This is a genomic window from Candidatus Protofrankia californiensis (genome assembly GCF_900634765.1).
Classification (GTDB): domain Bacteria; phylum Actinomycetota; class Actinomycetes; order Frankiales; family Frankiaceae; genus Protofrankia; species Protofrankia californiensis.
Genome location: NZ_CAAAFT010000487.1, coordinates 2,891 through 17,419 on the forward strand (window position 1 = coordinate 2,891; position 14,529 = coordinate 17,419).

The 14,529-nt window shown below is 67.6% G+C and carries 15 protein-coding genes, 1 tRNA gene and 1 pseudogene; 9 read left to right on the plus strand and 8 right to left on the minus strand.

Going from position 1 to position 14,529, the window contains the following annotated elements; translation table 11 throughout:
• Together DD1DGNOD_RS25075 and DD1DGNOD_RS25080 are read left to right on the plus strand one after the other, a co-directional pair.
• Nucleotides 1-365, plus strand: a 365-nt coding sequence (locus DD1DGNOD_RS25075) for a DUF5753 domain-containing protein (protein ID WP_241255970.1), incomplete at its 5' end; no start/stop codon positions are given.
• Nucleotides 366-611: 246 nt separating this feature from the next.
• Nucleotides 612-1,424 (plus strand): SAM-dependent methyltransferase, encoded by an 813-nt coding sequence (locus DD1DGNOD_RS25080; protein WP_131768822.1) that lies wholly within the window; start codon nt 612-614, stop codon nt 1,422-1,424.
• A gap of 120 nt (nt 1,425-1,544) precedes the next feature.
• On the opposite strand, the gene DD1DGNOD_RS25085 is transcribed toward DD1DGNOD_RS25080, so the two are convergent.
• The 3 genes from DD1DGNOD_RS25085 to DD1DGNOD_RS30620 form a co-directional block, all read right to left on the minus strand.
• Entirely contained in the window at nt 1,545-2,096 is a 552-nt protein-coding gene (locus DD1DGNOD_RS25085; RefSeq protein ID WP_165037030.1) for a hypothetical protein, read from the minus strand.
• Between the two features lie 118 nt (nt 2,097-2,214).
• The gene (locus tag DD1DGNOD_RS25090; protein ID WP_131768820.1) at nt 2,215-2,457 is read right to left on the minus strand and encodes a hypothetical protein; all 243 of its coding nucleotides are present in this window, start codon (nt 2,455-2,457) and stop codon (nt 2,215-2,217) included.
• A gap of 199 nt (nt 2,458-2,656) precedes the next feature.
• On the minus strand, nt 2,657-2,911 hold the full coding sequence (locus DD1DGNOD_RS30620; protein WP_283234754.1) for a THUMP-like domain-containing protein: 255 nt from the start codon (nt 2,909-2,911) through the stop codon (nt 2,657-2,659).
• A 48-nt stretch (nt 2,912-2,959) separates the two neighbouring features.
• Between DD1DGNOD_RS30620 and DD1DGNOD_RS25100 the strand changes: the two genes are divergently transcribed.
• Entirely contained in the window at nt 2,960-3,232 is a 273-nt protein-coding gene (locus tag DD1DGNOD_RS25100; protein WP_131768819.1) for a hypothetical protein, read from the plus strand.
• Nucleotides 3,233-3,354: 122 nt separating this feature from the next.
• Here the strand turns inward: DD1DGNOD_RS25100 and DD1DGNOD_RS25105 are convergent.
• Nucleotides 3,355-3,431: transfer RNA gene (locus DD1DGNOD_RS25105), tRNA-Pro, on the minus strand.
• Nucleotides 3,432-3,512: 81 nt separating this feature from the next.
• Nucleotides 3,513-4,451, minus strand: coding sequence for a metallophosphoesterase (locus DD1DGNOD_RS25110; RefSeq protein WP_131768834.1), 939 nt, complete (start codon nt 4,449-4,451; stop codon nt 3,513-3,515).
• 268 nt (nt 4,452-4,719) lie between these two features.
• Between DD1DGNOD_RS25110 and DD1DGNOD_RS25115 the strand changes: the two genes are divergently transcribed.
• Nucleotides 4,720-5,193, plus strand: coding sequence for a GatB/YqeY domain-containing protein (locus DD1DGNOD_RS25115; protein ID WP_131768818.1), 474 nt, complete (start codon nt 4,720-4,722; stop codon nt 5,191-5,193).
• A gap of 137 nt (nt 5,194-5,330) precedes the next feature.
• Here the strand turns inward: DD1DGNOD_RS25115 and DD1DGNOD_RS25120 are convergent, their stop codons facing one another.
• Nucleotides 5,331-7,922, minus strand: a complete 2,592-nt coding sequence (locus tag DD1DGNOD_RS25120) for a transglycosylase domain-containing protein (protein ID WP_131771167.1) — start codon at nt 7,920-7,922, stop codon at nt 5,331-5,333.
• 284 nt (nt 7,923-8,206) lie between these two features.
• Here DD1DGNOD_RS25120 and DD1DGNOD_RS25125 point away from each other — a divergent pair, with 284 nt between their 5' ends.
• A complete protein-coding gene (locus DD1DGNOD_RS25125) occupies nt 8,207-8,563 on the plus strand; it encodes a WhiB family transcriptional regulator (RefSeq protein ID WP_131768817.1) in 357 nt (118 codons plus the stop codon).
• Between the two features lie 332 nt (nt 8,564-8,895).
• Here the strand turns inward: DD1DGNOD_RS25125 and DD1DGNOD_RS25130 are convergent, their stop codons facing one another.
• Nucleotides 8,896-10,113 carry an ArsA family ATPase gene (locus DD1DGNOD_RS25130; protein ID WP_430827865.1) on the minus strand — a complete coding sequence of 406 codons (1,218 nt, stop codon included), beginning with the start codon at nt 10,111-10,113 and terminating at the stop codon, nt 8,896-8,898.
• Nucleotides 10,110-11,132, minus strand: coding sequence for an ArsA-related P-loop ATPase (locus DD1DGNOD_RS25135; RefSeq protein ID WP_206443423.1), 1,023 nt, complete (start codon nt 11,130-11,132; stop codon nt 10,110-10,112). Before DD1DGNOD_RS25135 ends, DD1DGNOD_RS25130 begins: the two co-directional genes overlap by 4 nt.
• A 237-nt stretch (nt 11,133-11,369) precedes the next feature.
• Here DD1DGNOD_RS25135 and DD1DGNOD_RS25140 point away from each other — a divergent pair, with 237 nt between their 5' ends.
• The 4 genes and pseudogenes from DD1DGNOD_RS25140 to DD1DGNOD_RS30290 all read left to right on the plus strand — a co-directional run.
• Nucleotides 11,370-11,537, plus strand: coding sequence for a DUF4177 domain-containing protein (locus DD1DGNOD_RS25140; protein WP_131768816.1), 168 nt, complete (start codon nt 11,370-11,372; stop codon nt 11,535-11,537).
• The gene (locus tag DD1DGNOD_RS25145; RefSeq protein ID WP_131768815.1) at nt 11,534-12,031 is read left to right on the plus strand and encodes a RidA family protein; all 498 of its coding nucleotides are present in this window, start codon (nt 11,534-11,536) and stop codon (nt 12,029-12,031) included. Before DD1DGNOD_RS25140 ends, DD1DGNOD_RS25145 begins: the two co-directional genes overlap by 4 nt.
• A 283-nt stretch (nt 12,032-12,314) precedes the next feature.
• A complete protein-coding gene (locus DD1DGNOD_RS25150; protein WP_131768829.1) occupies nt 12,315-13,208 on the plus strand; it encodes an MBL fold metallo-hydrolase in 894 nt (297 codons plus the stop codon).
• Nucleotides 13,209-13,579: 371 nt separating this feature from the next.
• Nucleotides 13,580-14,529, plus strand: a pseudogene (locus DD1DGNOD_RS30290) (adenylate/guanylate cyclase domain-containing protein); the annotation flags it as partial.

Consider the following 14,529-nt stretch of genomic DNA (forward strand, 5'->3'; position numbering starts at 1 on the left):
ACCCTCCCCATCTGTGGACGGTGGTGGACGAGGCCGCCCTGCGGCGTTCGATCGGTGGGCCCAAGGTGATGCGCGCCCAGCTCGAACATCTGATCGCTCTGACGGAGCAGCCGAACGTCACCCTTCAGGTGATGCCCTTCGCCTTCGGCGGCCACATCGCCGAGGGTGGCGCGTTCAGCATCCTGCAGTTCCCCGAAGCGGACCTGCCCTATGTGGTCTACCTCGAGCAGCTCGCCGGCGCGGCTTATCTGGACAAGCTGGAGGATGTGGACCGCTACCTGGCCGCCATGAACCGTCTCTGCGTCGACAGCGTGCCCCCGGAGCACGCCGCCGAACTGCTCGGCAAGATTGTCGGTGAGATCTGAACAGCCGCCGGCGAGACTGATCGGCAGCCAAGACCACGCTCGGCTGATATCACAGATTGTAGTCAGCGGCCGCGGCCACAACCGACCAGGCCGGAGCCGACGTCTTCACCTCACACTACTCCCTCGGTATGCCTCTCGGTACTGGAGCCTCCGAGCGCCCCCGAACTTTCCCGGAATTAGGCAGATAAGGGCTAGGATCTCTGAGTTGGGACCCGGCGCAGCAGACGCCGGACGGAAGGACCTGACATGGGACTTGACGCGGCAGACGAGGATCAACCACCCGCCAACCTCAACCCGGACGTGCCACACATCGCCCGGATCTATGACTACTTGCTCGGCGGTAGGAACAACTATGCCGCCGACCGCGAGGTGGGCGAGCAGATAATGGCGGCCGTACCCAGTACCGCCGCCAGCGTGCTCGCGAATCGAGCGTTCCTGGGCCGAGCCGTGCACCACCTGGCTACCGAGGCGGGCATCCGGCAGTTCCTCGACATCGGGACCGGCCTGCCGTCCGCCGACAACACCCACGAGGTCGCGCAGCGGGCGGCCCCAACCTCACGGATCGTCTACGTCGACAACGACCCGATCGTCCTCGTTCACGCCCGGGCGCTGCTGGCCAGCTCCCCGCAGGGCGCGACCGCGTACATCGAGTCCGATCTACGCAATCCGGATGCGGTCCTGAAGAAGGCCGCGGCCACGTTGGACTTCACCAGCCCGGTGGCGGTCATGCTGGTGGCGATCCTGCACTGCATCGCGGACGAGGACGATCCGTACGGGATCGTCACCACGCTTCTGGATGCTGTGCCGTCCGGCAGCTACCTGGTATTTTCCCATCCGGCCAGCGACATCATCCCCGAAGGGATGCGCCAAGCCCAGACGCATATAAACGCCTCGGCGACCGAGAAGATCATTTTTCGCTCGCATGCGGAGGTCTCGCGGTTCTTCGACGGACTGGAGCTGCTGGAGCCGGGGATAGTCCCAACCACCCAGTGGCGGCCCGATCCGGGGGCTGACACCACCCCGATGCCCGTATGGGCCGGCCTCGCCAGAAAACCGTAGGACCGCTGTCGCGTCAGACAAGCTCGGCATAGTTCGACCTACGCAGGCCGATCCGGCTGACCGGATGGGGCGAGCACCACAGCCCGCCCCATCCACAGGTGCTCACTCCATCACCACCGGTCAGCAGATATCCCTCCCTGCGATGGGAGTGGTCGGGTCGAACCTTTCGGAGTATTCCGGTTCGCCCGGTTCGGGAGCGGTGAACCCGGGCGGCTCGCCCGGGGCGAGCAAACCCTTTTTCATAGCTTCGCAGTCGAAATCCCAGTACAGACTGCCCTTACCACCGCTGTAATATATTCCCTCTTCACCTGTCCGCACCGTTCCCGCCCGGTGAAAGGTGAATTCAAGGTCACGGTGCACCGTGAACAGCGCCTGGAACGAATGACGACGCAGCGGATAGACGTACACGTGATTCGTTGCAATCTTCAGCGTTCCCGGCTGCTCGCCGAGAGCATAGGTGATGGTGCCCTTCACGCGGACGTCGGGGAGCACCAGCGTCACACCCGGCGCGAAACGCGCTGCGAAGGAGAGAAGCTCCTTCTGCCTCGATGGATCACCAGCCATTTCCTGGAAAGACCGTCGCATCCCGTCGTTCACGACCGCGTACACGGGGCCGAGGTCGCCGCCAAATACCCAGGGGTCCAGGTAGGCGGTGGCCATGAATTTCTTCATCTGTTGCAGGGCCGCCTCAACCTCGGCCGCGGTGAAAGAGCCGGTGTCGGCCGCAGCGGGCAGGACGAGTCCGTCCGCGCCGGAGGCGAAGCTCGCGGCCGGGGTACCGGCAAACGGATCAGCGGATGCCGGTCGTGCCGGTGAGCTGGGACCGGCCGACGTCGGCGCGGTCGGTGACGCCACCGGCCGATCGTCCCGTATCCCGGTGCAACAGCGGCAGACCGAGCAACACGCCCGCGCAGAAGCCCACGACGAGAACCGCCGCAACAACCAGCAGGACCCCCGGCGGACGACGGCCCCGACCCCGACGGGCATGCTTGTTGAGGATGTCCCCCCACGGGTCGTACTGATGAATACTCACTGAAAGTCCCCATAAGGGGACGACACCGACACGGCTGGCAGTATGGTATGCGGCTGTCGATCACAGCGCTCAGCCTCCCGAAACAGGACGATCCGAACCACACCACACACTGATCAACCTGACGTCGACGCTCACGCGCGGCCGCCGTCGGCCATGTCTACTGATCCGGATTCGTCCTGGGGTGCTTTATCATTCGTCGTCATTCGTCGTCGAGGCAGATCAGTCCCCAGGGACGGTCGTTGACGCGGGTCATGACGAGGGTGGCCCGGCAGGCGCCGGACAGCTTCAGGCGTTTACGGAGTTGGTCGACGTCACCGGCCAGGCCATGCCGCCGGATGTCGACCGCTCCGATGTCCAGTTCCCGCAGGCGGGCAGGCAGCTGTTTCTGGTTCCATGGTGCGGAATCTCGGTAATCCCCAGGGTAAGGCCGTGACCTGCGGAAACGCTTAAATATCGCCGTCCGTTACACCGTTTCTCGAGCTCTGCCCCGTCGACGGGGCGGGTGAAGCAGGCCCTCACCCTGTACGAGCAAACGCTGGCCAACGCCCTGCTGCCGAGACTCGCGGACGAGGTCGAGTCGGCTGGCGAGCCGGTGGTGCTCGTCCGCGACGGCCACCAGGACGTGATGCTCGTGCCGGCCGTCGACGCCACCGCCTACCGGGCGTGGATGTCGCACCGGGAGACCGTCGACCTCGCCACCGGCCCCGACGCCCAACGGGAGATCGCCGACTCCCGCGGCGAGTACGCCGGAGGCGAGTTCACCACAAGCAGATAAGGCCGATCCTAGAGGACGGTGCCATGGCCATGAATCGCATCTTCCCCGCTATCCCGTCAGGAGGTTAGTCACCCAGGGGATGATGAGCGCCATCCTCGATTGCCGAGGATGGCTTCTGAACGTGGTCGGGGTGGCGGGATTCGAACCCACGACCTCTTCGTCCCGAACGAAGCGCGCTACCAAGCTGCGCCACACCCCGCGACCATCACGAAGTCTACCTGATCCGTCGGCGCACCCTCGGCACCGGGTGACCGGTCAGGTCCACGGTAACCGGGTCGGGTCAGGTCCACGCTGCCTGCGCGAGGGTGATCAGAGTGGCCTCCGGCCGGCAGGCGAAGCGGATCGGCGCGAACGGGGACGTCCCGAGGCCCGCGGAGACGTGCAGCCACGACGAACGCCCGCCGGCTTCATAGCGGGACAGTCCGCGGACCCGGCCACGGTCGAGGCCGCAGTTGGCGACCAGCGCCCCGACGAACGGCACGCGGATCTGCCCGCCGTGGGTGTGACCGGACAAGGTCAACGCCACGCCGTCCGCGGTGTAGGCGTCCAGTACCCGGGGTTCCGGGGTGTGCGACAAACCCAACATCAGGTCGACGTCGCCGTTGTCGCGCGGGCCGAGCACCGCAGAAAGATCGTCCCGCTTGAGCCTGGCGTCGTCGACACCGCGGACGTCGATCCGCTGCCCGGCGACGCGCAGCACCGTCCGGGTGTTGGTCAGGTCGAGCCAGCCGCTGTCGGCGGCCAGGCTCTTGGCGAAACCGGCCCAGTCCAGCGGGGGGCCCTTCGGGGTGGAGTCCTCCTTCGACAGCAGGTAGCGGTGCGGACTCTTCAGCGTCGGAACGTAGTAGTCGTTGTTGCCCGGCACGAACACACCGGGGAATCCGAACAGGGACGACAGCGCCAGCAGCGTCGGCTCGTCGGCGTCCGGATGTGACAGGACGTCACCGGTCAGCGCCACCAGATCGGGCACCAGACGGGCCAGGTCCGCGATCCACGCCAGCTTGCGCTTCTGGTTCGGGGTGATGTGCAGGTCGGAGATGTGCAGGATGTGCAGCGGCTGCGCACCCTGCGCGAGCACCGGCACCACCACGCGACGCAGGGTGTAGGCGGTGCGCTCGTATCCGGCGGCGTAGGCCAGGGCAAGGGCACCTGCCGCGCCGAACCCGGTGGCCGCCCGTCCGGTGGGGCGTCCCCACGTCCGCAACGGTGACCGCTCCAATCGTCGCCCGCTCGTCATCGGACCAGTGTGGCCCACGTTGCGCCGTTGTGGGCAATCCCCGGGCCGCGTCGCGTGCGTCGTTACCCACTGGACGCCCGGAGACCTGGACCTCCGGCAGCGCGAGAAAAACATGATCACGCTGCCTTTGGCCCATTGGGCACCCGGTTGACCCACTGGGCGCCCGGTCGGCGGCCACCCGGCGCCCAGGTTCACGATCGCCGGCCTCCGCTGGGAGTCCACTGACGCTGAGGTCCACTAAGGTCACCGTGTGAGCGAACTCAAGGACCGTCTGCGGGCGGATCTCACCACGGCGATGAAGGCGCGGGACGCGCTGCGGACGTCCACCCTGCGGATGGCCATGGCGGCGGTGAAGGACGAGGAGGTAGCCGGCAGGAGCGCCCGCGAACTGTCCGACGCCGAGGTGCAGAAAGTGCTCACCCGCGAGGTCCGCAAGCGACGGGAGGCCGCCGAGGCCTTTGCTGCCGCCGGCCGTGCGGAGCAGGCCGCCAGGGAACGGGACGAGGGCGAGATCCTCGTAGCTTACCTTCCTCAGCAGCTCGACGACGACGAACTTGTCGCGATCATCGACAAGGTGATTGCCGAACGTGGTCTCGCCGGCCCGAAGGCCATGGGTATCGCGATGAAAGCGGTCCAGTCCGAGGTGGCCGGGCGTGCGGACGGGGCCCGCGTTTCCGCCCTGGTCCGCACCCGCCTGGCTTCTTCCCCTCCCGCCCAGGCATGAGAAGAACGACAACCACGTCTTGAGCGACCCACCAGCGGCTGGCGAGAAGACCTGCCAACAGCTGACGAGAAGCCCCGCTGACGGCCGGCGAGGAGACCCGCTGACGAGACGATGTGCCGGTGGCCGGCGCGAACTCGTCAGCCGGCGCCGGGCCCGGCGTTCCCCCGGTCGCGTCCGGGAGTTGCGGTAACGGGTTCGGCCCGGACAGGAGTTCTCCCGCCGTCGGACTGGGCAGGAACGCTCTCACCGTCGGACTGGGCAGGAGTGTTCTCGCTGTCGGAGTGGGATTGCAGGACGAAACCCTGCGAAACCATCAGCACGACCTCCGAACCCTCGTCCACCTCCTGGTTACCCCCGGGATTCATTGCCAGCACCGTTCCCTTGGTGAACGGGCTCCAGATCTCCTGGACCGTCACCCTGAAGCCCTGGGACGTCAGCTGTGCCTGTGCCGTGGCCACGTCCTGGCCGACGACGTCGGGCAGCATCTTCTTCAGCGGGTAGGGCTGGGTGCCGTCCGGGGACGGCATCGGCTCGACCGGCAGGGCGAGTCCGTCGATGGCGCCGCGCATGGTTTTCGCCCATACCTGAGCGGGCAGGCCGCCACCGTAGACGACCTTGTTACCCAGGACGTTGCGCAACGGATACGTTGTAGGCGAGCGCGGGTCGGCGACGGTCACGGCGGTGGCCAGCTGGGGGATGTAACCGGCGAACGACGCGGTGCTGAAGCCCTCGGCGGTTCCGGTCTTACCCGCGGCCGGCCTGCCGATCTGTGCGTTGGGGGCTCCGGTCCCGTGGAGGATGACGCCTTCCAGGACCGACGTGACCGTGTCCGCGATCTCTGCCTTGAGTACCTGGCGGCATGGTGCGGGCGCGGTGTAGGGCACCGGCCGGTCGGTACTACCGACCCGCTGGGTAATCGATTCGAAAGGCTGCGGATCGCACCGGACGCCGTGATTGGCGAGCGTGGCGTAGGCAGCCGCCAGATCCATGGTGGAGATCTCGTTGGTGCCGAGAACAGCTGCCCCGTCGACCGGTCCGATGCCGCCGCCGGGGCAGCGCAGGGACGCGGACTGGTTCTGCACCCGGCAGGAGGTCACACCCAGCCGGCGCGCCATTTCGGCGGTGTTCCGCAGACCGACCTTCTCCGCGAGCTGGATGTAGTAGGTGTTGACCGAGTCCCAGGTAGCCGTGGTCATGGAGTATAAGCCGGCCTCGTTCGGGTCGGCGTTGCCGAAGCAGTCCCCCGGACTCTGGCGTCTGTTCTCGTCGGTGTCCGGATTGTTGAAGACATTCGAGTGATAACACGCCGGAGAATTGTATGTGGTGTTCAGCGGCATCCCCTTTTCCAGGGCCGCGGCGAGCGTGAAGACCTTGAAGGTGGATCCCGGCGAGAAAGAGGCCTCTTCCAGCGGAATGATCTGCTTGGTGTGCACGAAGTCGGTGGTCCGCTCCGGTGGCAGGCCGTCCGCGGACGGGCCGTACTCCCGGTTGACGGTCAGCGCCAGCACCTTCCCGGTGCCCGGCTGGAGCATCGCAACGCCCACCGCGACCCGGTTCCCGGGCGGCACGACCGTGTTCGCCGCGTTCTGTGCGGCGGCCTGGGCGACCGGGCTGAGCGTGGTCTGGATCGTCAGGCCACCTTCGAACAGCAGCCGCTCCCGGTCCGCCTGGGTCGCCCCGAAGCGCTCGTCGGCGAGAAGCGTACGGCGGACGTACCCGCAGAAGAACGGTACCGAGGACAACTGACAGGGATCCGCCGCCTGCGGTGAGCGGTTCAGCACCACCGCAGCCGCCTTGGTCTGCCGCAGCTGCTCGTCACTGATGTGGCCGAGCTCGTGCATACGCTCCAGGACGATGTCACGCCGAAGTGTCGCCGCCTGCGGGTGCAGTACCGGGTTGTAGGCGGTCGGGTTCTTGACCAGACCTGCCAGCATTGCCGCCTGCGGGAGGGTGAGCTGATCGACGTCCACGTTGAAATAGTGTTTCGCCGCGGTTTCCACCCCGTAGGCGCCGTCCCCGAAGTAGGCTATGTTCAGATACCTTTCAAGAATCTGATCCTTGCTCAGGTGCTCCTCGAGGTAAAGTGCGTAGCGTGCTTCCCGGAGTTTACGTTTGACGGTCTGCTCGGTCGCGGCTTCTTTTGCTTCCCTGGAGGTCGCGGCCTGCAGGAGGACGTTCTTCACGTACTGCTGGGTTAGAGTGGACCCGCCTTGCGTGACCTCGCCGGACTCCTGGTTGGAGGCATAGGCCCGGAGCAATCCCTTGTAATCGAGACCGGTGTGTTCGTAGAAGCGAGAGTCCTCGATGTCTATAATCGCCTGGCGCAGCACCGTCGGAATCCGGTCAAGAGCGACGATCTGCCTGTCCTGCTCACCCCGCAGATATCCGATGACGTTGCCCTGGGAATCCAGGATGCGGGACGCCTGCGGCAGCGGTGGGACGGTGAGGTTCGCCGGCAGATCCAGGAACGCGTCGGCGCCGCCCTTCACCGTGAGGCCCACCAGGGCCACCACCGGCAGCACGACCAGCGCGAGAAGGACGCCCGCGAGCCCGCTGACGATCATAGCCTGCCCGACCCATTCGGCCGCCGTCCATGTTCGCGGGTAGTCACGGCGCGGGCCGTCGGGCGCCGGGGCCGTGCCCGGCGCAACGCCTCCGCCATGGACGGCACGGCCGGAGTCGGCGGGTGGCTCCGGGAACCGACGGCCCGACCCTGTCGTGGTGGTCACGTCCGGGAACCTCCAAACGGCCCCCTCACGCGACCGCTCGGCCGCGCAGCCCGCCCAAGCCTATGACCGTATGGAACGGACATGCGAATGTCACGCACACGACATGATCTGGTCACAGACCGCACCACTCTGGCCATTCGGATCAATGGCCCGGACGGGTCATTTAGACAACCACCCGTGTGGGGTCTGTGCCGTGGCGGAGACGCTCCATACGGTTTCGGGCGAAGCCACGTCACCACCCGCACGGGCCCCCTGACCCGGTCTCGAGAAGAAAGGCAGGTGGCATGACCAGCAGCCTGGCAACCCGCACCAGTGCCGCACGACGTGCCAGCTCGACCCAGTTGATCGGCTCGACCGTCGACGGCGACTGGACCGCGAACGCGGCCTGTCGCGACCTGGACCCGGACGACCTCTTCGTCCAGGGAGCGGCACAGAACCGGGTGAAGACCCGGTGTTTTGGATGCCTCGTCCGCACCGAGTGCCTCGCTGACGCCCTTGACAACCGAGTGGAGTTCGGGGTCTGGGGCGGTATGACCGAACGGGAACGCCGAGCGCTTCTGCGCCGGCGACCGGACGTCACATCGTGGCGGAAGCTGCTTGCGGACGCACGCGCCCATCACGGTACCGCCTCCGCCGGTTAGGATCGTCCGCACCTCGTCCCCTGTCGACGATCCCGCCGTCCGGTTCCTCTCCGCGGCTCATTATCACACGTTGACAGGGCACTACGGACACCGACGTCATTAGAGGGACAACTTCTCGACGACGGTGCTCCGGACAGCGATGATCCGGGCTGACCGGACGGTCCGGGCCGACCAGGTGGGCCCGGATGCCTGCTCCGGCCAAAGGGCGCGCGACCATAGTTCTTTCGCGCGCCCGGCGGCCCGAACAGCCGGTAGCCCGGCCAAAGGGCGCGCGACCATGGCTTTTCGCGCACCCGGAAGCCCAGGCGGCCATCCGGCCAAAGAGCGTGCGGCTAGCCTGCGCGGTCGAGGAGTTCGTCGCAGGCGAGCGCGGCACCGACGGTACGGAGCCCGTCAAGGTCGTGGACATCTCCGGCCAGCGCGTCGACCTCGACCAGGGATGTGTCGGGATGAGCACTGGTGAAGCGCTCCCGCAACCGGTTCTCCCGGGCGGACAGCCGCACCCTTTCCGCATGAATCCGCAGCACTGCCGCTGCCAGCGGATGCTCGGCATGCTCGCCCAGCGTTTCGGCCGCCGCCAGGCTGCGTTCCACGGTCAGCCCGCGGGCGGCGGAGCTCACCGGGTGGACCCGGTTGACGACCAGGCCCGCCAGCGGCATTCCGTCCGCGTCGAGACGATCCACGAAATACGACGCCTCCCGCAGCGCGGCAGCCTCCGGCGCCGCCACCACGACAAAGGACGTGCCGGGCGCGCCCAACAATCTGTATGTCTGGTCGGCCCGCTGCCGAAAACCCCCGAACATTGTTTCCAGTGCCGCCACGAACTGGCTGACGTCGGTGAGCAACTGCGCACCGACGAGCTTGGTCAGGACCTTACCGAACATGCCCAGCCCGACGCCGACGACCTTCAGGTACATCTTCCCGCCGGCCTTTGCCGGAGCGAGCAGCAACCGCAGCAGCCGACCATCGAGAAAGGCGCCCAGCCGGCTGGGCGCGTCCAGGAAGTCCAGGGCCGACCGGGTCGGCGGGGTGTCGACGACGATGAGATCCCAGTTCCCCGTCGCGTCCAGCTGGCCGAGCTTCTCCATCGCCATGTATTCCTGGGTACCGGCGAAGGACGACGACAACGACTGGTAGAACGGATTGTCGAGTAACTGCCGGGCGCGGTCCGGGGTCGTGTGCGCAAGGACGATCTCGTCGAACGTCCGCTTCATGTCGAGCATCATCGCGTCGAGCCGGCCACCGGCGGAACAATCCACCCCGACGACCTCCCGCGGGTTGTTGTCCAGCTCGCTCAGGCCCATGGACTGCGCCAGCCGGCGTGCCGGGTCGATCGTGAGGACGACCGCCCGGCGTCCCCGTTCCGCCGCCCGCAATGCGAGCGCGGCAGCGATCGTGGTTTTCCCGACACCGCCCGACCCACAGCACACGATGATCTTCTCGCTGTCGAGCATGGCGTCAACGTCCAGCACCGGCACCGCGGGCACCCGTGATCCCGCGGGCACTCCTGATGCCGCGGTTTCGGCCTTGCTCATCCAACCGTCGCTCATCCGACCATCCGTTGTGTCCGCAACAGCTCCGCAAACCGGTAGACCACGCCGACGTCCACACCGTCGGCGACCAGGGGCAGCTCGTACACGGGACGTCCCAGCGCCTCGACCTCACCGCGTTCGGTCGTCTCCAGGGCCACTCGACGCGCATGCTGGGCCGCTTCCGCCACCAGAGCGTCGATCAACGCGGTTCTGGGGGCGATACCGGCCACCTTCACGCCCGCGGCCAGTTCCTCGACGTCCAGCCGGCCCGCGCCGGCCCGTTCGAGGTCCCCGTCTGCGAGCAATGGCGTCCGGATCATGTTCACGATCACACCGCCGACCTGCAGGCCGGCGGCACGCAGATCGGCAACACCGTCCACGGTCTCCTGGACCGGCATTTCCTCTAGGAGCGTGACAAGATGTACGGCAGTCTGACCGGACCGCATCACCGCCATCACGCTGTCGGCCTGGGCACGGATCGGACCCATCTTGGCCAGTCCGGCGACCTCGGCGGTCACGTTGAGGAACCGGGCGATCCGGCCGGTCGGTGGCGCGTCAAGAACCACCGCGTCATAGGCCCTACCCCCGGGACGGGTCGCGTCGGGGCGATTCACCGCTTCCTTCACCTTGCCGGTGAGCAGGACGTCGCGGACGCCGGGTGCGATCGTGGTGGCGAAGTCGATAGCGCCGATCTTGCCAAGCGCCCTGCCCGCACGGCGGAGGTTGTAGAACATCTCCAGGTATTCCAGCAGCGCTTCCTCTGCGTCGATGGCGAGCGCGAAGACCTCCCCGCCACCGGGAGCGCTTGCCACCTTCCGCTCGGCGTAGGGCAGCGGCGGGGTGTCGAAAAGCTGGGCGATCTGCTGGCGCCCCTCGACCTCGGTGAGAAGAACGCGCTGGCCACCGGTGGCCAGCGCCACCGCGAGTGCGCCCGCGGCGGTCGTCTTGCCGGTGCCGCCCTTGCCAGTCACCACGTGTAGGCGGCACTGCCACGGCCCGTCCGGAGCGTCCTGCGGTGGAGTCTCCTGCGGCGTCACATCAACGACCGTACCCGGCTGGCCCCGGCCTTTCCGGCCGATGAACAGGCGTCGGGCGTAGTGTCCGCCGATGCGTCCCGGGCTCGGTCCTGGCAGGTTGCCGGTGCCATGGGCACCCTGTGCCCTCCCAGCGTTCCCAGCCTTCGCAGCGTTCCCGGCCTTCTCGGCTCGGGCCGCAGGGAGCGCGGCGGGCGCCGTCACGTGCCCTGCGGCCTCGAAGCACTATGGTCACAAGTCATGAAGACCTGGGAGTACTCGACAGCGCCGGTGCTGATCCACGCGACCAAGCAGATCCTCGACAACTGGGGTGCGGACGGCTGGGAGCTCGTCCAGATCGTCCCGGGACCCAACCCGGAGAGTCTGGTCGCCTACTTCAAGCGCCCCAAGGGCGAATCGGCGACGTGACCGTCGTGACGACCGACGCGGCGACCCCGTCGCAACGCCTGGCCGCACTCGGCCTGACGCTTCCCGCCGTCCCGCCGCCGGCGGGTGCGTACGTGCCCGCCCGCCGGCACGGCGAGTTGGTGTGGACGGCCGGGCAGCTCCCGCTGGTGGACGGCGTCCTTGCCGAAACCGGTCCGGTCGGCGCGGTTGCCGACGGCGGTTCGGTGCCTGCGGAGCGCGCCACCGACCTGGCCCGGATCTGCGCCCTGAACGCGCTGGCGGCCGCGGCCGCGGTGGCCGGCGGCCTGGACGTCCTCACCGGCGTCGTCAAGGTTGTCGGGTTCGTCGCGAGCGTGCCCGCGTTCACCGGCCAGCCAGCCGTGATCAACGGCGCGAGTGATCTGTTCGTGGCGGTGTTCGGTGATGCCGGGCGGCATGCCAGGTCCGCGGTCGGAGTGAGTGTCCTGCCGCTGAACGCCACGGTCGAGGTGGAACTGGTCGTCACTGTCAGCTAGAAATCACATGAGGACAGCGAAAAATAATGATCTCATAATCACCACGCGAGCACAGACGTATCCGGTGAGCGACCGGGTATAAGTGCTCGGATGAGATGCGGCTCACAACCGACCCCAGTCGCTGACATGGTGCGCAAGCAGGGACGAACAGCCTACTGTCATGACAGTAGCTGATCTGACGGCCGGGCCGGTAAGCGATCCACCGGCTCGCCCATGCTGCAGAGCACTGTCCACCTCAGAATCTGGTGAGTGACTCGTGGGGCATACGAGCGTTGCGGGCGGCATGCCCGATCCGCGTGAGGAACCCCCCGTACGGGGCGGCACGCTCGTGCCACGGCAGGTGACCCTCCTGGCCTCGCTGCTCCTCGCGCCCAACCCCAGCCCGATGACCCTGGACGGCACGAACACCTGGATCCTTCGTGCCCCGGGTGCCACCGGCTGCGTCGTGGTCGACCCCGGCCCGCCCGACCCCGGCCATCTCGAGGCGATCGTCGCGGCAGGACCGGTTGACGTCATCCTGCTCACCCACGGCCACATTGATCACAGTGAGGGCGCCGCCCCACTGCACGACCTGACCTCCGCTCCGGTCCGCGCTCTTGACGTCGCCCACCGGCTCGGCGATGAAGGGCTGACCGAAGGTGACGTGATCGTGGCCGCCGGAGTGGAGATCCGTGTGCTGGCCACACCCGGCCACACCAGTGACTCGCTGTCGTTCGTCCTCACCGGCGACCGTCGGACCGACATCAGCGGCACCGACCGTCACGACGCCCCGGCTCTCACCGGCGACGAAGCCTCGGTTCTCACCGGCGACACGATCCTCGGCAGGGGCACGACCGTGGTGGCGCATCCCGACGGACGGCTCGGCGACTACCTGGCAAGCCTGCGGCGCCTGCGCGACCTGGGTGACGCCACGGTCCTTCCCGGTCATGGACCGCATCTGCCGGCCGCGGGCCACGCCGCGGAGGCGTACCTCGCCCACCGGGAGGCCCGACTCGACCAGATACGAGCGGCCCTCGCCGCGGGCGACAGCACGATCGCGGAGATCGTCCGCAGGGTCTACGCCGATGTCGATCGCGCATTGTGGCCGGCCGCGGAGCTGTCCGTCCGCGCCCAGGTCGAGCACCTCCACGAGCAGCGGGAACTGCGGACCACCCCGATCGAACTCCTGCTCACTTAGCCGCCTTCCAGCCGCCTCCAGCAACGCGAAAACATGATCGCGCTGCCTTTGGCCTCTAACCCCGAGAACCTGGGCCTCCAGCAGCGCGAAAACATGATCGCGCTGCCTTTGGCCGGCGGCCGGATTCCGGACTTCTTCCGGACATCCCACGCAGCCCTCTTCCTTCCCGGAAACCGTTAAGATCAGCACGAACAGAAGATCTCGTACGGTTGGCTTATGCTCGCGGCCGGGAGGCGACCACCCGTGCGTAACGCACCGCATATGTCCGACTACGTCAAAAGGTTTCGGCCCTGGATGCCGTACCGGCAACCCCGATACACCGGGCAAGCCGGCCAGACGCCATGGCCCGACCCCGGCTTCAGGGCGCCCCAATGATCACATCACCCCTCGGCGGAACGCTGCGTTGCCCGCGGTGCGGCACTCCCGCCGTTCCCGGCGGACGGTTCTGTTTCCACTGCGGGCTGCCGTTGCAAACCGAAAACGGCATGGGTGCCGACGAGGGCGCCGAACGCCGGGTCGTCACCGTCCTGTTCGGCGACCTCTCGGATTTCACCGCATGGGCCGAGGATCTGGATCCCGAACGTGTCGGCGAGGTGACCGACCGGGTACTCGCCGCCCTTGCCCGTGACGTCGCCGAGGTCGGCGGACGGGTCGACAACCTCACCGGCGACGGCATCATGGCCGTGTTCGGCGCGCCGACCGCGCACGAGGACGACCCGGAGCGGGCCGTGCGCGCGGCCGCCGCCATGCAGGAGACCGTCCGCCGGCTCGTCACCGACGAAGCCGGCGGTGGGCGCCACCTCGGCCTACGGGTCGGGATCAACACCGGGGAGGTGCTCGCCGGCGTCCAGGCCTCGCTGACCTACACGGTGATCGGTGACACGGTGAACACTGCGGCGCGGCTGTCGGACGCCGCTGCGGTGGGTGCCGTGTACGCGGGCCACGACACCGTGATCGCCACGACCTCGGTCGCGACCTGGCGTCCGCTGCCCGCGCTGAAACTCAAAGGCAAGCGCGAACCGGTTCCCGCCTACGAACTGGTCAGTCTGCGGCCTTCCAACGTCGCCCGGCCCGGCCACGGCGACGACGCGCCGTTCACCGGACGCGATCAAGATCTCACGGTACTGGTGTCAGCCTTCCGGGACGTCGTCGCGCACGGTCAGCCGCGAACCGTTGTCATCACGGGTGAGGCCGGCATCGGCAAGACCCGCATAGCGGTGGAACTGGCCCGCCGGGCGGGAGCGGAGCCGGACGCGAGGGTGCTGTGGGGCCGCACTGTCCGCCACGGTGACGGCCGGGACCTCGCCCCGCTCATGGACAT